This window comes from Bordetella genomosp. 5 (genome assembly GCF_002261475.1).
In the GTDB taxonomy this organism is placed as follows: Bacteria; Pseudomonadota; Gammaproteobacteria; order Burkholderiales; family Burkholderiaceae_B; genus Bordetella.
On sequence record NZ_NEVN01000010.1, the window covers coordinates 179,057 to 196,038 of the forward strand.

The 16,982-nt window shown below is 63.3% G+C and carries 19 protein-coding genes; 16 read left to right on the forward strand and 3 right to left on the reverse strand.

What is annotated here, in order from left to right:
• Positions 1-113: 113 nt before the first annotated feature.
• The 12 genes from CEK29_RS19360 to groL all read left to right on the forward strand — a co-directional run bounded on the left by CEK29_RS19360 (position 114) and on the right by groL (position 9,974).
• Positions 114-278, forward strand: coding sequence for a hypothetical protein (locus CEK29_RS19360; RefSeq protein WP_255176212.1), 165 nt, complete (start codon positions 114-116; stop codon positions 276-278).
• Positions 279-415: 137 nt separating this feature from the next.
• Positions 416-556 carry a hypothetical protein gene (locus CEK29_RS23965; RefSeq protein WP_176456937.1) on the forward strand — a complete coding sequence of 47 codons (141 nt, stop codon included), beginning with the start codon at positions 416-418 and terminating at the stop codon, positions 554-556.
• Positions 557-830: 274 nt separating this feature from the next.
• Positions 831-2,453 (forward strand): sensor domain-containing protein, encoded by a 1,623-nt coding sequence (locus CEK29_RS19365; RefSeq protein ID WP_094859041.1) that lies wholly within the window; start codon positions 831-833, stop codon positions 2,451-2,453.
• Between the two features lie 187 nt (positions 2,454-2,640).
• Positions 2,641-2,967 carry an ArsR/SmtB family transcription factor gene (locus CEK29_RS19370; protein WP_094859042.1) on the forward strand — a complete coding sequence of 109 codons (327 nt, stop codon included), beginning with the start codon at positions 2,641-2,643 and terminating at the stop codon, positions 2,965-2,967.
• A gap of 13 nt (positions 2,968-2,980) precedes the next feature.
• Positions 2,981-3,460 (forward strand): ArsI/CadI family heavy metal resistance metalloenzyme, encoded by a 480-nt coding sequence (locus CEK29_RS19375; RefSeq protein ID WP_094859043.1) that lies wholly within the window; start codon positions 2,981-2,983, stop codon positions 3,458-3,460.
• Between the two features lie 11 nt (positions 3,461-3,471).
• The gene (locus CEK29_RS19380) at positions 3,472-3,972 is read left to right on the forward strand and encodes an arsenate reductase ArsC (protein ID WP_094859044.1); all 501 of its coding nucleotides are present in this window, start codon (positions 3,472-3,474) and stop codon (positions 3,970-3,972) included.
• Between the two features lie 4 nt (positions 3,973-3,976).
• Positions 3,977-5,056 carry an ACR3 family arsenite efflux transporter gene (gene arsB, locus CEK29_RS19385; protein WP_094859045.1) on the forward strand — a complete coding sequence of 360 codons (1,080 nt, stop codon included), beginning with the start codon at positions 3,977-3,979 and terminating at the stop codon, positions 5,054-5,056.
• 3 nt (positions 5,057-5,059) lie between these two features.
• Complete coding sequence (locus CEK29_RS19390; protein WP_094859046.1) at positions 5,060-6,250, forward strand: MFS transporter; 1,191 nt, start codon at positions 5,060-5,062, stop codon at positions 6,248-6,250.
• 31 nt (positions 6,251-6,281) lie between these two features.
• The gene (arsC, locus tag CEK29_RS19395) at positions 6,282-6,704 is read left to right on the forward strand and encodes an arsenate reductase (glutaredoxin) (RefSeq protein ID WP_141218362.1); all 423 of its coding nucleotides are present in this window, start codon (positions 6,282-6,284) and stop codon (positions 6,702-6,704) included.
• A complete protein-coding gene (gene arsH / locus CEK29_RS19400) occupies positions 6,697-7,419 on the forward strand; it encodes an arsenical resistance protein ArsH (RefSeq protein WP_094859048.1) in 723 nt (240 codons plus the stop codon). Before arsC ends, arsH begins: the two co-directional genes overlap by 8 nt.
• A gap of 583 nt (positions 7,420-8,002) precedes the next feature.
• On the forward strand, positions 8,003-8,290 hold the full coding sequence (gene groES, locus CEK29_RS19405; protein WP_094801319.1) for a co-chaperone GroES: 288 nt from the start codon (positions 8,003-8,005) through the stop codon (positions 8,288-8,290).
• A gap of 34 nt (positions 8,291-8,324) precedes the next feature.
• Positions 8,325-9,974 carry a chaperonin GroEL gene (gene groL, locus CEK29_RS19410; protein ID WP_094801317.1) on the forward strand — a complete coding sequence of 550 codons (1,650 nt, stop codon included), beginning with the start codon at positions 8,325-8,327 and terminating at the stop codon, positions 9,972-9,974.
• Positions 9,975-10,106: 132 nt separating this feature from the next.
• On the opposite strand, the gene CEK29_RS19415 is transcribed toward groL, so the two are convergent.
• Together CEK29_RS19415 and CEK29_RS19420 are read right to left on the reverse strand one after the other, a co-directional pair.
• A complete protein-coding gene (locus CEK29_RS19415) occupies positions 10,107-11,126 on the reverse strand; it encodes a Bug family tripartite tricarboxylate transporter substrate binding protein (RefSeq protein WP_094859049.1) in 1,020 nt (339 codons plus the stop codon).
• A gap of 133 nt (positions 11,127-11,259) precedes the next feature.
• On the reverse strand, positions 11,260-11,970 hold the full coding sequence (locus CEK29_RS19420) for a FadR/GntR family transcriptional regulator (protein WP_094859050.1): 711 nt from the start codon (positions 11,968-11,970) through the stop codon (positions 11,260-11,262).
• A gap of 138 nt (positions 11,971-12,108) precedes the next feature.
• Between CEK29_RS19420 and CEK29_RS19425 the strand changes: the two genes are divergently transcribed.
• Together CEK29_RS19425 and CEK29_RS19430 are read left to right on the forward strand one after the other, a co-directional pair.
• Positions 12,109-13,311: a mandelate racemase/muconate lactonizing enzyme family protein gene (locus CEK29_RS19425; RefSeq protein ID WP_094801311.1), complete on the forward strand. Its 1,203-nt coding sequence runs from the start codon at positions 12,109-12,111 to the stop codon at positions 13,309-13,311.
• Positions 13,312-13,322: 11 nt separating this feature from the next.
• Positions 13,323-14,282, forward strand: coding sequence for a 2-hydroxyacid dehydrogenase (locus CEK29_RS19430; RefSeq protein ID WP_094859051.1), 960 nt, complete (start codon positions 13,323-13,325; stop codon positions 14,280-14,282).
• Positions 14,283-14,289: 7 nt separating this feature from the next.
• Here CEK29_RS19430 and CEK29_RS19435 read toward each other — a convergent pair whose 3' ends face one another.
• On the reverse strand, positions 14,290-15,189 hold the full coding sequence (locus CEK29_RS19435; RefSeq protein WP_094859052.1) for a LysR family transcriptional regulator: 900 nt from the start codon (positions 15,187-15,189) through the stop codon (positions 14,290-14,292).
• A 92-nt stretch (positions 15,190-15,281) separates the two neighbouring features.
• Here CEK29_RS19435 and CEK29_RS19440 point away from each other — a divergent pair, with 92 nt between their 5' ends.
• Both CEK29_RS19440 and CEK29_RS19445 read left to right on the forward strand, forming a co-directional pair.
• Positions 15,282-15,779 (forward strand): DMT family transporter, encoded by a 498-nt coding sequence (locus CEK29_RS19440; RefSeq protein WP_094859053.1) that lies wholly within the window; start codon positions 15,282-15,284, stop codon positions 15,777-15,779.
• 131 nt (positions 15,780-15,910) lie between these two features.
• Positions 15,911-16,981 (forward strand): YihY/virulence factor BrkB family protein, encoded by a 1,071-nt coding sequence (locus tag CEK29_RS19445; protein ID WP_094859054.1) that lies wholly within the window; start codon positions 15,911-15,913, stop codon positions 16,979-16,981.
• Position 16,982 lies beyond the last annotated feature (1 nt).

The window sequence follows — 16,982 nt, forward strand, 5'->3', positions numbered from 1 at the left end:
CAATAAGGTGTCAGACTACCTTTTCGACGGTTTCGACAGCTTCATCGAAAACGCAGTCTGACTCCGTTTTTCCGGTTTTCCGAAAACGCAGTCTGACTCCGGTTTTCCGTGCGGTGGCGCAATGGTTGGCCAGCCATGGCGTGGACAAGTCGCGGCTGACGGTCAAGGGACTGGGCGATACCCAGCCGATCCAGTCGAACCGGCTGGCCAACGGTTCGGACAATCCGCAAGGACGGGCGCAGAACCGGCGCGTGGAGTTCGTGCGGCCCAAGCGTTGAGCAAGCACTGCGTGGGGCCGGCAGCGGCCTCAGCCGGCCGACATTTGCGAGGAGTCCGCGGCCGTCAGTGCCACGTCCATGCTGACCAGCACCGGCGCGTTGCGCGGAAGCTCGCGCACGCCAATGACCGAGCGTGGATGCTCACCCTGGCGGCCGAAGATCGCGACCAGAATAAGGTGTCAGACTACCTTTTCGACGGTTTCGACAGCCTCGAACGAAATAAGGTGTCAGACTACCTTTTCGACGGTTTCGACAGCCTCATCGAAAACGCAGTCTGACTCCGGTTTTCCGCGGGCAACAACCAAAACTGGCCGCTTACGGCCAGTAGCGGTCATTACAAGGCAGTCTTGGATTTGGGAAAATTCCATCTCGTAAGCCCCGCCCCTTGTCCAACATGGTTCCGACCAGGTCGTTAGAATATTCGGACCTATAGTTTGCAGGCCCGCAATGGTTCTTCTGTCTTACGCGAGATCGGTCCGAGAAATGGCACGACATATACACCAACCATTAGCTACCGCGATCCACCGGCCTACGCCAGCTCATCTGGCGGAAATGCTCGACAGTCTGAGCGACGGATTCATGTCGATAGACAAGTCTTGGCGTTTCACGTACCTCAACGAGACCGCCGAGCGATATTTGCAGCAGGACCGGAAAAACCTCCTCGGACGCGGAATCTGGGAGTGCTACCCGGACTTGGTAAACTCCGGCTACTACCGAATCTATCGACAGACTGCTGCGACAGGACTTCCCGGGAGTCACACGGGCTATTACCCCCCGCTCCGCACTTGGTTCGAAGCGCGCTCATTTCGCCACGATGAGGGCATTACCGTACTTTTTCGCGACGTCACGCGCGAACACGAGCACGCTGCCCAGTTGGAGTTTGAAGCGAATCATGATTATCTGACCGGGCTGGCGAATCGACGCAGCTGCATGGAAGCGCTGTCTCGCGCGGTAGCTGAAGCTGCCTTGTTAAGCACGCCGAACGGCTTTTCTGTCGCCGTGCTATTTGTCGATTTGGACCATCTCAAGGAGGTCAACGACGCGTTCGGCCATGCTGTCGGTGATGAACTGCTGCGCAATTTTTCGATACGGCTGACCGCAAGTCTCGGCCCTCCCTATTTTGCTGCGCGCGTAGGCGGCGACGAGTTTGTTGTACTTTTGCGCAACACCACGAAAGACGCGGCAGAAGCGTGCGCATCTTCGGTGCTTGACACGCTTGCGATGCCGTTCGAAATAGGCGGCCTAGCGATCTCGCTGTCCGCCAGCATTGGTATCGCGCTAATGGGAGACGATCCGAAGTCCGCCGAGACATTGCTGAGCCATGCCGATACGGCCATGTACGCAGCCAAATCGGCAGGCGGACTTAAAGTGCGCACGTATGACGTGATACTGGACCGGGGCATGCGCAACCGTGTCGCATTGCGCTCCGATCTCCGTGCGGCATTTGCGGAGAACCAGTTCGAACTGCATTTTCAACCTCAGATCGCACTATCGGACGCCTCCCTGATCGGCGCTGAAGCACTCCTTCGCTGGCGTCATCCCGAACGTGGTTTACTGACACCTGCCGCGTTCTTGGCTTTGCTGCTGGAGTCTCCCTATGAAGGCAAACTTGTGGAATGGCTGCTCAATGCGGTTTGTCTGCATATCGCGGAATGGCAACGGATGGGCGTCATCGTCCCGCGAATCAGCCTGAATCTATCGGCTCGGCAACTACTCGATATGGGGCTTGCAGATCGAATTCACCATGTCGTCACCAAACACGGCATCCCCGTTTCCGTGCTTGATGTGGAAATCACGGAGGACTGCTTGGTAAGCGATATCGAAATGGCGACTTCAGTTCTCGCCACGCTGAAACGAGCTGGATTATCGACGTCACTTGACGACTTCGGCGCGGGATACTCAAGTTTGAGCTACCTGGTCCGACTGCCTGTCGACACACTAAAGATCGACAAATCCTTTGTCCGCGGGCTGGCCGCGTCAGACAAGGCCTCGGCGGTGATTCGAGGCATTGTGGGTCTCGCTCGCTCTCTCGGCATGAAAACTATCGCCGAGGGGGTCGAACACCAATGCCAGGCTGATGCATTGAAGGCCGCGGGCTGCGACTCCATCCAGGGTTATCTGGTCAGCCATCCGTTGAGTTCAGACGCCTTTGTCGAGTTTCTGCGACGAGGGTGACGGCAGAACGTGGGGCGTTGCGCTTTCGTGTGGGTGGTGAGTTTCACGGTCGGCTTTGGATCGTCATCGGCCGGCCATCGAGGGCGGCTCGCGGCCAGGAGCTGCCACTCGCGTTTCCGGTGAACGCTTGATCGTGCCTGATCGTCCAAAGTAGCTTTTTATTCAATATTTGTTGTATGATTGAATAATGAATGAAGATCAAGCCATTTCCGCTCTCGCAGGCCTTGCCCATCCTCAGCGGCTACGCACGTTCCGCGCCCTGGTTGTGGCCGGGCCTCTCGGCCTCACGCCCAGCGTGCTTGCCGACCAACTCGGCGTTGCAAGGAACGCATTGTCCTTTCACCTGAAGGAGCTAGCCCATGCCGGCTTGGTGAGCGTCGAGCAACAGGGCCGCAACCTAATCTATCGCGCCGACTTTTCCCAAATGAATGGGTTGCTCGGCTACCTCACCGAACACTGTTGCGAAGGTGCGCCCTGCGAGGCTTCCGCCATCGCCAACTGCACGACCAGCTAACCGGGAGTTCCCCATGAAGCGCTTTCATGTTCATTTGCACGTCGACGACTTGGACAGAAACATCGGCTTCTACTCCCGGTTGTTCGCGCAGGAGCCTGCACGCGTCGAATCGGATTACGCAAAGTGGATGCTTGACGACCCTCCAGTGAATTTCGCTATATCAACGCGCGGCGCTGGCGGAGGCGTAGACCATTTCGGGATTCAAGCCGATAGCGCGGAGGAACTGGAGGCGTTGAAGTCCAGCGCTGAGGCTGCCCGCTTGGTCCTAGAGGATCAGGGGGAAGGATCCTGCTGCTACGCCCGCAGCGAGAAATACTGGATCACAGATCCACAAGGTCTGGCCTGGGAACACTTCCACACGCTCGGCACCATTCTGACCTATGGCGCGCCAGCCGGCCAGGCCACCGCACCGATCTGCTCTGCACCGCCGGTGAAAGCGCCGGCGCCCACTAGTTGCTGCACCCCGAAGGCAACCATCTCCACTCGCTGCTGATAGGAATTTCTATGTCGCACCCACCTTTTAACGTGCTGTTCCTTTGCACGGGCAATTCCGCGCGTTCAATTCTGGCCGAAGGGCTGCTCAATGGACTCAGTCCTGATCGTTTCCGGGCGTACTCCGCCGGCAGCACACCCAAGGGCGAAGTCCATCCCCTGGCACTGAACAATCTCAAATCGTATTCGCTGCCGACAGGCGGCTACCGTAGCAAGAGCTGGGACGAGTTCGCGGGCCCCGAGGCTCCAAAGATGGACTTCATCATCACGGTGTGCGACAACGCGGCAGGCGAAGTTTGCCCCGTGTGGCCCGGCCACCCGATGACTGCGCATTGGGGTGTGCCGGACCCTGCCGCGCATGAGGGAAGCGAAGAAGAACGCATCAAGGCCTTCCACGACGCAGCGCGCATGCTCAAGCGTCGTATCGAACTGTTCCTGTCTTTGTCGCTTGATCGTCTTGACGCCATGTCGCTCCAGACCGAGCTGCGTGGTATCGGCCAGTCGCGGGAGTAGTCCGATGACGTCCAATACTCAGGCGGCGCCGGCTCCGCGCCAACGCCCAGGGATGAGTGTATTCGAGCGCTACCTCACGCTTTGGGTCTTCCTTTGCATCGTGTTGGGCGTAACGCTGGGCCAGCTCATGCCGTCGTTGTTCCAGACGATTGGACGCCTAGAAATCGCCCAGGTAAACCTGCCAGTTGGAATCCTGATTTGGGTGATGATCATTCCGATGCTGCTCAAGGTGGACTTCGGTGCACTAGGCCAGGTCAAGCAGCATTGGCGCGGCATCGGCGTGACGCTCTTCATCAACTGGGCCGTCAAGCCTTTCTCGATGGCCTTCCTGGGGTGGCTTTTCATCCGCCAAATTTTCTCCCCTTGGTTGCCCTCCGACCAATTGGATAGCTACATCGCCGGCCTGATTCTCCTGGCCGCGGCGCCGTGTACTGCCATGGTCTTCGTCTGGAGCCGGTTGACCGGTGGCGATCCGGTCTTCACGCTGTCCCAGGTGGCTCTGAACGACACAATCATGGTGTTCGCCTTCGCGCCCGTGGTTGGACTATTGCTGGGTCTTTCGGCCATCACCGTTCCGTGGGACACGCTCTTGGTGTCAGTCGGGCTGTACATCGTGATTCCGGTCATCCTCGCCCAGCTCTGGCGCCGCGCACTGCTTCGCCGCGGCCAAATGGCGTTTGAAGCGGCGCTGGAGCGAATCGGGCCGTTCTCGATGGCGGCGCTGCTCCTGACGCTGTTGCTGTTGTTCGCATTCCAGGGCGAAGCCATCATCGGCCAACCTCTGGTGATCGCAATGCTGGCCGTGCCGATCCTCATCCAGGTGTTCTTCAACTCGGGCTTGGCGTACTGGCTCAACCGCCGCGTTGGAGAGAAGCACAACATTGCGTGCCCATCTGCACTTATCGGGGCATCCAACTTCTTTGAGCTTGCCGTCGCCGCCGCGATCAGCCTGTTCGGATTCCAGTCTGGCGCTGCCCTGGCTACTGTCGTGGGCGTGCTTATTGAGGTGCCCGTGATGTTGCTGGTCGTACGGATCGTCAATCAGAGCAAAGGCTGGTACGACGCCGGCGCCAAGCGGAACTGATTCATGTCCGGCGCTCCGATTCGAGTAGTCGGCACACTGGGAACTGCTCAGACCCTAGCCTGGGCGTCGTCCTACTACTTGCCCGCGATGTTGGCAGATCCGATAGCCCGCGACCTGGGTGTATCCGCGCCCACGGTGTACGCGGCCTTTTCGATCGCCATGGTCGCATCGGCGTTGGTAGGTCCCTGGGCAGGACAAGCGATCGATCGTCGCGGCGGGAGAATCGTCCTGGTCAGCACGAGTTTGTTGTTTGCGTCGGGGCTGGGAATGCTTGCCGCCGCTCAAGAGGTGTGGACAATGGTTGCCGCCTGGCTCGTTACCGGGGTGGCGATGGGATCCGGACTCTACGAAGCGGCCTTCTCCTGCCTGGTGCGCCTGTATGGTCATCATGCCCGCGGCGCCATCACCGGGATTACGCTGATTGCTGGGTTCGCCAGCACTGTGGGTTGGCCGCTTTCCGCCTGGATGGAAGCCCAGTTTGGTTGGCGCGGCGCTTGCCTGGGGTGGGCAGGTTTGCATCTATTGGTCGGCCTGCCTCTGAATGCATGGCTCCCTAGGGCGGCAGACGTCTCAAAGGCAGAAACCCCAAGTGTCTCCAACAACGCACACGTCCAGTCGTCCCCACCTTCTTCCGAGCCGAAACAGCAGAGGTACGCCACGGCCCTCCTTGCGTTCGTCTTCGCAGCAACGTGGTTCATCAGCACTGCGATGGCAACGCATTTGCCGCGAATGCTGGAAGCCACAGGCGCGACGCTCACAGCTGCGGTGGCGGTCGGCGCGCTAATCGGTCCCGCACAGGTGGCTGGACGCCTGCTTGAGTTTGGATTCCTGCGCCAGGTTCATCCGTTGTTGTCAGCCCGGCTGGCGGCGCTTGCGCATCCCGCCGGCGTTGCGGTGCTGCTGACCGGCGGCCCCGCGATGGCCCCGGTATTCGCCATTCTGCACGGGGCTGGCAACGGCATTCTAACTATTGCCAAGGGCACATTGCCCCTGGCGCTGTTCGGCCCTCAGGGCTATGGCGCTCGCCAGGGCTGGTTGATGATGCCGGCGCGAATCGCTCAAGCGGCTGCCCCGTTTCTCTTCGGCCTTGCCTTGGACTCCTTGGGGGCCAACGCGCTGTGGCTATCCGGTGGCATTGGCTTGGCCGCATTCGGCGCGCTTGTGGTGTTGAGAGCGCGGTCCACGGCCAATTGAAAATCTAGCTTTGTATCAACAGAGAGATGTCATGAGCTCCATCACGATCTATCATAACCCTGCCTGCGGGACATCTCGCAATGTCCTCGGGTTGATCCGAAATAGCGGCGAAGAGCCGACAATCATCGAGTATCTGAAAACTCCACCCAACGCTGAAACGCTAGGGAAGCTGATTTCCGCTATGGGTATGCCGGCGCGCGACGTGCTGCGACAAAAGGGAACGCCCTACGATGAACTGGGATTGTCGGATCCGAAATGGACTGAGGAACAGTTGATCGGTTTTATGCTCCAGCATCCGATCCTGATCAACCGCCCTATCGTGGTGACGCCGCTGGGCACTCGGCTGTGTCGGCCGTCGGAAGCAGTCCTGGACATCCTGCCCCAGGCCCAACGTGGTGCTTTCAACAAGGAAGACGGCGAGCCTCTGATCGACTCGGAGGGGAATCGTGTCTAAGGTTCTCGCCGATTTGCCCAACGTTGACTCGTCCCTGTTCGCACAACCGAGCACGGCCGAGTTGTTTTCACCCGCGCGAGCTACCCATGCGCCTCGCTTCTTGCTGCTGTACGGGTCCTTGCGCGAGCGTTCCTACAGCCACTTGGTCGCCGAGGAGGCCGCGCGCCTGCTTCAGGCCCTAGGTGGCGAAACCCGGCTGTTCAACCCCTCCGGGCTGCCGCTGGTCGACGCCGCCAGCGAAGACCATCCAAAGGTCCGAGAGCTCCACGAACTGGTCCAATGGGCGGAAGGCATGGTGTGGAGTTCACCAGAGCGCCACGGCGCGATGACGGGATTGATGAAGACGCAGATCGACTGGATCCCGCTGTCAGTTGGGGCGGTGCGCCCGACGCAAGGCAAGACGCTGGCGGTCACTCAGGTTTCAGGAGGATCGCAGTCATTCAACGCGGTGAACCAAATGCGGGTTCTGGGGCGTTGGATGCGCATGCTGACCATCCCGAATCAGTCATCGGTCGCGAAGGCTTATCAAGAATTCGACGATGCCGGTCGAATGAAGCCCTCGCCCTACTATGACCGACTCGTCGACGTCATTGAGGAGCTTATGAAGTTCACCCTACTCACACGCGATGCCGCGCCATACCTGGTAGACCGCTACAGCGAACGCAAGGAATCTGCCGCGGCCTTGTCCGCACGGACGAGGCAGCAATCGATATAGCCCAAGGGGTTCGAGCGCTCAAAATTGCGCTATCTCGCGCGCTGGAGGAATGTCGGCTTTGGGTCGGATGCAGTCGGTCGGCTCGAGGTACTGTCCGCCCAAGTTACGGCCAAGGTCTCAAGTTGAATGAAATTCGACATCGGCCGCATACACCGATCTCCTACCCTCAACTTGAATGAACTTTTCGGTGCGAAATCCAAGTTGAATGAACTTTTTGGACAAAAAACCAAGTTGAATGAACCAAATAACAGCCGCTGGCTGCGTGCCGATCTAGGGCCCTTTTCTCGTTGAATTTTGGACCTCATAGGCCAAATCGGGATGCAACCCGCGTGGACTGGTCATCGACACATTTGTCAGCTGCCAACTTGAGTGAACCAAATCTCAAGTTGAATGAACTTCGACATCAGGAATTGGCCCCCACCCGACCCCAATTCCCCGCCCCACCAAAGATGTAACAGCACCGCCCCTCCCCCTTGAACCCTCAGAACTCATCCCTATAATTAGCACTCGTCGCCGGTGAGTGCTAACAGCGCTCCCGCGCTAAACCGATCATTTCTCTCTTCTTTAGAAACAGGAGTTCCTCATGGCCCTGCGTCCCCTGCACGATCGCGTGATCGTCAAACGCCTGGACAACGAGCGCAAAACCGCCTCGGGCATCGTCATTCCGGACAGCGCCGCTGAAAAGCCTGATCAAGGCGAAGTCGTGGCTGTCGGCCCCGGCAAGAAGACGGAAGACGGCAAGGTTCTGCCGGTCGACCTGAAGGTCGGCGACAAGGTCCTGTTCGGCAAGTACGCCGGTCAGAGCGTCAAGGTCGATGGCGAAGAGCTGCTCGTTATCCGCGAGGAAGAAATCCTCGCCGTGATCCAGTAACTGCGAAACCGATTTCAAGAAGGAAGCTGACAAAATGGCTGCCAAACAAGTTCTGTTTGCCGATGACGCCCGCGTGCGCATCGTGCGTGGCGTGAACGTTCTCGCCAACGCTGTTAAGACCACCCTGGGCCCCAAGGGTCGCAACGTCGTGCTGGAGCGCTCGTTCGGCGCCCCGACCGTGACCAAGGACGGCGTCTCCGTCGCCAAGGAAATCGAACTGAAGGACAAGTTCGAAAACATCGGCGCCCAGCTCGTCAAGGACGTGGCTTCGAAGACCTCGGACAACGCCGGTGACGGCACCACGACCGCCACCGTGCTGGCTCAAGCCATCGTTCAAGAAGGCCTGAAGTACGTTGCCGCTGGCTTCAACCCCATCGACCTGAAGCGCGGTATCGACAAGGCGGTTGCCGCCGCCGTCGGCGAACTGCAAAAGATCTCCAAGCCGGTCACCACCAGCAAGGAAATCGCTCAAGTTGGCTCGATCTCGGCCAACAGCGACAGCTCCATCGGCCAGATCATCGCTGACGCGATGGACAAGGTCGGCAAGGAAGGCGTCATCACCGTCGAAGACGGCAAGTCGCTGGAAAACGAGCTGGACGTCGTCGAAGGTATGCAATTCGACCGCGGCTACCTGTCGCCCTACTTCATCAACTCGCCCGAGAAGCAAGTTGCCGCTCTGGACGATCCGTTCGTTCTGATCTACGACAAGAAGATCAGCAACATCCGTGATCTGCTGCCGGTGCTGGAGCAAGTCGCCAAGTCGAGCCGTCCGCTGCTGATCATCGCCGAAGACGTCGAGGGCGAAGCCCTGGCGACCCTGGTGGTCAACAACATCCGTGGCATCCTGAAGACCACCGCCGTCAAGGCGCCTGGCTTCGGCGACCGCCGCAAGGCCATGCTCGAAGACATCGCCATCCTGACGGGCGGCACGGTGATCTCCGAAGAAACCGGCATGTCGCTTGAAAAGGCCACCCTGCAAGAACTGGGTCAAGCCAAGCGCATCGAAGTGGCCAAGGAAAACACCACGATCATCGACGGCGCCGGCGACGGCCGCTCGATCGAAGCACGCGTGAAGCAAATCCGTGCCCAGATCGAAGAAGCCACCTCCGACTACGACCGTGAAAAGCTGCAAGAACGCGTGGCCAAGCTGGCTGGCGGTGTTGCCGTGATTCGCGTCGGTGCTGCCACCGAAGTCGAAATGAAGGAAAAGAAGGCTCGCGTCGAAGACGCCCTGCACGCTACCCGCGCCGCAGTGGAAGAAGGCGTTGTGGCTGGCGGCGGCGTGGCTCTGCTGCGTGCCAAGCAAGCCATCACCGACCTGAAGGGTGACACCCCCGACCAGAACGCCGGCATCAAGCTGATCCTGCGCGCTGTCGAAGAGCCCCTGCGCACCATCGTCGCCAACGCCGGCGAAGAGTCCAGCGTCGTTGTCAACAACGTGCTGAACGGCAAGGGCAACTACGGCTACAACGCCGCGACCGGCGAATACGTCGACATGGTCGAGCAAGGCGTGCTGGATCCCACCAAGGTGACCCGCACCGCTCTGCAAAACGCCGCGTCGGTGGCCAGCCTGCTGCTGACGGCTGAAGCCGCTGTGGTCGAGCTGGTGGAAGACAAGCCCGCTGCTCCGGCCATGCCCGGCGGCATGGGTGGCATGGGCGGCATGGGCGGCATGGACTTCTAAGTCCCGCTGCACTGCCGGCGCCCCCGCCTCACTGGGGGCAGCCCAAGCAACAAAAAGCCTCGCAAGGTTCGCCTTGCGAGGCTTTTTTCATTGCGCGAAGCGCGGGCCGAGGCGTTGATCCGACGACGCCGCTCAGAACACCTTGATGTCGCCCTCTTTCACGACACGCGCCCAGTGATCGGTTTCTTTGCGCAGCCACTGGCCCATCTCGGCCGGCGTCATCGTCACCGGCTCGGAACCCAGCTCCGCGAAGCGCTGCTTCGTGTCGGCCTCGTTGACGATCTCGGCGATCGTCGCGTGCAGCTTCTCGACGATGGCGGGCGGCGTGCCGGCGGGCGCCATCAGCGTCTGCCAGGAGCCCGTGACAAAGCCCGGCAGGCGCTCGGACAAAGCCGGCGTGTCGGGAATCGGCGCGAAGCGCTCCGTACTCGCCACCGCCAGCATGCGGATCGTGCCGCCCTTGACCAGCGGATAGGTGGCCAGGAAGCTGTTCATCGCCACGTCGATCTGTCCGCCTGCCAGGTCCGACAGGACCTGCGAGCCACCCTTGTAGCCGATGTAGTTCCAGTCGATGCCGGTCTGGCTGGCGAACAACACGCCGGCCAGGTGCGTGATCGACCCCGGTGTTTCACCGAAATTGAGACGGCCCTTGTTGGCCTTGGCGTAATCGATCAGCTCCTGCACGTTGTGCACGGGCAGCTTGTTGCTCACCACGAGGATGTGCGGCGAGTACGCCACCACCGAGACCGGCGCGAGGTCTTCGGTCGGGCTGTAGTTCAGCTTCATGATGCTGGGCGAGATCGTGAGACTGCCCGAGTCCATCAACAGCAGCGTGTAGCCGTCGGCATCCGACTTGGCCACGTAACTGGCGCCGATGCTGCCATTGGCGCCCGCCTTGTTCTCGACTACCACGGCCTGCCCCCACCGTTCGGTGAGCTTCTTGCCGATCAGGCGTGCCATCACGTCGGACGCGCCGCCCGCGGGGTTGGGCACGACGATACGAATGACTTTCTGGGGATAGGCCGCGGCAGGATCCGCGGCGAAGGCGGTGCTGCCGGCGCTGGCGCCGAGGGCCGCGCAAAGGCCGGCGACCAGGCGCGCCAGCGTGCGCCGCTTGGCGGGCACGACGGCCGGCCGGGAAGGCAAGAACATGATGTCTCCTTGTCGTTATGCGGGCGCGGCCGACTGGAGACGGCGTGTGCCCGTGCCGGCCCTGGAGGACACGGCGGAGACATCTTCCGCTTAAGCTGTAAAATCTGTCAATAGCTGATTGCGCGAATGCGGGTTATCCAGCAGCGCCACGGCCGCCGAACAGCCGCGCGATCCCGCCTTGCAGATGCGCCACCATGGCCGCCCGCGCGCGCTCGGCGTCGCCCGCCTCGATGGCCTGCACGATGGCACCGTGCTCGGCAACGACGCGCTGGCGCCGCTCGGCCGAGAAGGGGCCCGACAGCTGGCGCACGAGATCGATGCTGAAGCGCGTCTGCGCCACCAAGGCCGTCATCGTCATCTCGAAGAAGCGATTGCCGCAGGCGGCCGCCACGGCGGCATGAAACGCGATGTCCTCGTCGATGCCGGGGTTGCCCGCCTGGAGCGCGCGCTCGAACCCCGCATGCCTGCGCACGATCTCGGCCACCGCCTCCGGATCGCGGCGGGCCGCCGCGCGCGCGGCGATTTCGCCTTCGAGGGCGCAGCGGAAATCCAGGAACGACTGGATGTCCGGAATGCTCGACAGCGAGCCGAACTCCACGATCTCGGCCTGCGGCTTGAGCGCCTCGACATAGTTGCCGGAGCCCTTGCGCGCGGAGATGCGCCCCTCGGCCCGCAGGCGCGCCAAGGCCTGGCGCAGCACCGGCCGCGACACCGACAGGCGGCGCGCCAGCTCGATCTCGCCGGGCAGGCGGGCGTGGATCTTGAAGCCCTCGCTGCCCAGCAGCGCCAGCAGTTGTTCGTAGACCTTGTCGCTGAGAAGCCGGTCGGTGGATGCGTGATTCATGGGGCGGGAGTTTGAAGCAAGCCACTGCCGCGAGCAAGGCGCCGCGCCAAAAGCTGTAAAGCAAAACGAACTTCTATTGACAGATTTTACAGCATTGCCGACACTATAAGCCCGCTTCCCCGATCAGGCCGTCTCGTCATGTCCCGCATCACCCAACTGCGCACGTATCGCCACCCCGACCGGCCCAGCCTGCTCTGGCTCGAGATCGACACCGACGACGGCCTCACCGGCTTGGGCGAGACCTTCCGCGGCGCCGCGACGGTCGAGACCATGATCCACGCAGAAATCGCGCCGCAACTGCTCGGGCGCGACGCCAGCGCCATCGAAAGCATCAACGCGCTGCTGACCCAACCCTATGTGGGCTACAACGCCTCCGGCGCCGAGATCCGCGCCGCCAGCGCCGTCGATATCGCGCTCTGGGACCTGGCCGGCCAGCGCCAGCAGGTGCCGCTGTATCAGGCGTTGGGCGGTGCCGCCCGCACCGGCATCCCCGTGTACAACACCTGCGCGGGCTACGCCTTCAACACGAGCGGCAAGCGCCGCGACATCGGCGCGGCCGATGTGTCGACCGGCCCTTACGACGATCAGGTCGCCTTCATGCGCGACGCGGGCGCCCTGGCAACCAGCCTGCGCGACGAAGGGTACGCGGCGATGAAGATCTGGCCGTTCGACATCTATGCGCCCAAGACGCAGGGCCAGACCATCAGCCTCAAAGACCTGAAAACCGGGCTCGAGCCCTTCAAGCGCATCCGCGACGCGGTGGGCGACGACATCGAGGTGATGTGCGAGCTGCATGGCTTGTGGGGCAACCACGCCGCGCTGCGCATCTGCCAGGCCCTCGAAGACTACGGCGTATTCTGGGCCGAGGATCCGATCTCCAAGATGGACGACGTCCATACGCTTGCCGACCTGCGCAGCCGCACCCGCACGCCGATCTGCGGCAGCGAATCGCTCGCCGGCCTGCCGGTGTTCCGCGACCTGCTCGCCGCCAATGCGCTCGACGTGGTGATGCTCGATCTGTGCTGGTGCGGCGGCATCACCACCGCGCGCAAGATTGCCGCGTTGGCCCAGGCCTACGCCAAGCCGCTCGCGCCGCACGACTGCACCGGTCCGGTCGCGCTGATGGCCGGCCTGCATCTGGCGCTGCATGCGCCCACGGCGATCTACCAGGAGGTCGTGCGCGCCACGCTGGCCACCTGGTACCGTGACCTCGTCACCGACCTGCCGCATATCGACGCAGGCGTGGCCCTGCCGCCCACGGGCCATGGCCTGGGCACGCGCCTGTCTCCTGCTTTCAAGGCACGCACCGATCTCCTGGTGCGCGCCAGCCACGTTTCCTGAGGACGTCCGACATGAAGATTCTGGTTGCGGGGCTGCATGCCCCCAACGCACCGCGCCTGGCCGCCCTGCTGGGCGCCGACCACGACGTGCAGGCCGCCAGCGCCCTGCCCGCGCAAGGGCCCATCGAAGCCGATGTGCTGGTCACCAACCGCCTCGGCGCCGACGAAGCCGCGCGGTTCCAGGGCCGTCTGGTGCATGTGCCCGGCGCGGGCGTCGACGCGATCTCGCAGGATGCCCTGCCCGCCGCCTGCCCGGTCTGCAACGTGCACGGACACGAGATCCCCATCGCCGAGTATGTGACGCACGCGCTGCTCGAGCATTTCCTGCAGCCCTGGCGCCTGCCGACCGAACTCGACGCGCGCGCATGGCCGGCGGTGTATGCCGCTCGGCCCTATCACCGCGAGGCCGCCGGCAGCACCGTCGCCATCCTGGGCTACGGCCACATCGGCGAAGAGATCGCGCGGCGCGTGCGCGCGCTGGGCATGCGGGTGATCGCCGTCACGCGCAGCGGCAAGGTCGATGCCGACATCGTGCCCGATGAGATCGTCACGACCGCCCAACTCGAAGACGTGCTGCCACGTTGCGCGGCGCTGGTGCTCTGCTGCCCGCTCACGCCCGAAACACGCGGACGCGTGGGCGCGGCCGCGCTCGAGGCCCTGGGTCCGGACGGGCTGCTCATCAACGTGGCACGCGCGGAGGTCGCGGACGAACAGGCGCTCTACGCATGCCTCGCCGACGGCCGGCTCGGCCGGGCGGTGCTGGATGTCTGGTATCGCTATCCCGCGGAAGGCGAGGTCGATGTGGCGCCGTCGGCATTTCCCATTCATGCCTTGCCCAATGTGCGCTGCACGCCCCATGTGTCCGCGCTCACGCCCGGCCTGCTCGAACGCCGCTACGCCTTCATCGCCGACAACATCCGCGCGCTCGCCGCGGGCACGCCGCTACGGGGCGTGGTGCGAGCCGCCGGCTGAGATCGGCTCAGCCGCAGAGTCCAGCCAGTTGTGCGCGCAACCAACCCAGCGCCGCATCGCCATCGCGACGAGGGTGCCACACCTGCTCGAACGCAAAGGCCGGCAGCGCCAGAGGCGGCGCGAAGCGGCGTAAGCCTTGGGGCAAGCGGCCGGCCACCAGGGTGCGCGCGGCCACGGTCAGCACCAGATCCGTTCCCGGCACGACATCCAGCGCGGCGCTCCAGTGGGGCAAGACCAGCGCGACATGGCGGCGCCCGCCGCGCGCGGCCACCGCGGCGTCGATGTCGTTGTCGCCATCCGGCCGCATCGCCACCAGCACATGCGGCCGCGCCAGCCACGGCTCCCACGACAGCCCCCCACGCGCGGGCAGGGTCGCGGCGTCGGCCACGCTCGTGAAATGCTCCTCGAACAGCACCTGGCGGCGCAGGTGATCCGGCATCGCCGGAAACACGCCGAGCGCCAGATCCAGCTCGCCATCGTCCAACTGGCCCAGCATGGTGTCGCGCCCGGCCTGGCTCACGGCCAGATCGATGCCCGGTGCCTGCGCGCGCAACTGACGCATCAGCGGCGGCAGTACCAGCCGGGCCGCGTAATCCGACATGCCCAGCCGCAGGCGCCGCCGCGCGGCACCGGGCTCGAAGGCGGGCGCGCGCAGCACATCGTCGAGTCCCGACAAGGCCTGACTCAGCGGCGGCAATAGTTCCTGAGCCCGCGCGCTGAGCTGCAGGCCGCCCTCGCGCCTGACCAGCAACGGATCGCCGAAATGGGCGCGCAGCTGCGCCAGCGCGTGGCTCACGGCCGGCTGGCTCTTGTGCAGCCGCAAGGCGGCACGCGTGACGTGGCGCTCGCTCAGCAGGGCATGCAGCGTGAGCAGTAGATTCAGGTCGATGCGTCGCAATTCATCCATGCGACGAATAATGCACGTTAGAAATAAGAATTTCCATTCGCATAGAGCATCGTTCACGCTGTCTGGGTCGAAACCGAACCAGGAAATCCCTCATGCCCGCGCTCGTGCCTCTGTTCATCGCCGTGCTTGCCGGCGCCGCCGTCCCGCTTCAGGCGGCCAGCAACGCCGCCCTCGGCCGCGCGCTGGGCCATCCGCTGTGGGCCACGCTGTGCTCGCTGCTGGTGAGCGTGGCGGTACTGGCGCCCGTGCTGCTCGCCGCCCGCGTGTCGGCCCCCACCCTCGCCCAGGCCACCGGCGGGCCGACCTGGCTGTGGCTGGGCGGTGTGGCCGGGGTGGTCTACGTAACGGCGGCGCTCGTCCTCGCGCCGCGCCTGGGCGCGGCCAATTTCATCGTCTGCGTGATCGCGGGCCAGATGCTGGCATCGCTGGTGCTGGACCATTTCGGTCTGATGGGGCTGCCGGTGCGGCCGACGAGCGGGGCGCGCCTCGCGGGCGTGACGCTCATTCTGTTGGGCATGGCGGTGGTGCAGTGGGACAACCGCTCGCCGCCCGCCGACACCGCTGGCACCCCGGCGTCATCGCAGCGCTGAGGGGCCGGGCACGCATCGTGCTGGGCAGGCTGACACGAAGCCGGATCGGCTTCCCTAAAATGGGGCTTGGACTCAGATCGGCTTGATTCAAGCCTGCCCCTGCAGCATTGCAGCAAACACGGACTGTACCCATGCGATTGCGCGCGCCCACCCTGCTCCGCTTCCTCCGCCCCAGAGAGCTCTTCGGCTTGCTGAAAGACTCGGCGAATCAGTGGTCCCGTCATCGGGCCTCAAGCAAGGGTGCCGCGCTATCGCTCTATATGGTGTTCTCGCTCGCGCCCATGCTGATCCTCGTGATCGCGGTGGCGGGCGCGTTCTTCGGCGAAGAGGCGGTGCGCTCGGAGCTGTTCGGCCAGGTGCGCGATCTGACCGGCGAGCGTGGCGCTGAGGTGATTCAGACCGTGCTGGCGAGCGCCCACGAGTCGGGCAAGGGCTGGCTCGCCGCCCTGTTCTCGATCTCGGTGCTGGTGTTCTCCGCCACCACGGCGTTCGCCGAACTCAAGGCCAGTCTGGACGAACTCTGGGAGGCCGATCCCGACCAGAGCAGCGGCATCCAGGGCCTGGTGCGCAGCCGCATGCTGTCCTTCGGGCTGGTGCTGGTGCTGGGCCTCTTCCTCCTGCTGTCGCTGATGGTCAACGCCGCGATGGGCGTGGCGCGCGGCTATTACGGCGACCTCTGGACCAACTCTTACGTCGCCATCATCGGCGAATGGATCTCCAGCCTGTTTTCCTTCGCGGTGGTCACGGCGCTGTTCGCGGTGGTCTTCAAGCTGCTGCCCAGCGCCAATGTGCTGTGGCGCCATGTCATTCCCGGCGCCGTCGTGACGGCCGCGCTGTTCCTGATCGGCAAATGGGGCATCGGGCTCTACCTGGGCAACGGCGCCGCCACCTCGGCCTATGGTGCCGCCGGCTCCCTGATCGCCCTGCTGCTGTGGATTTATTACTCCGCGCAGATCTTCTTCTTCGGTGCGGTATTCACGCGGCAGTACTCGCTGCGGGCCGAGCGCCTCGAACAAGGCGCGGCCACCGGAGACGCGCCCGCAGGGGCGACCGCGGTGCCGCCAGCAGGGTCTCCCGCCGCGGATGCTGCAACCGCCCGCCCCGTGTCCATGACGCCTGAGACCGTACCGGGCACCGCCCACCCGCAGACGAACACGGTGCCCCAGACGCCGTCCGCGCCGCCACGCCAAGACCTGCCCTGAT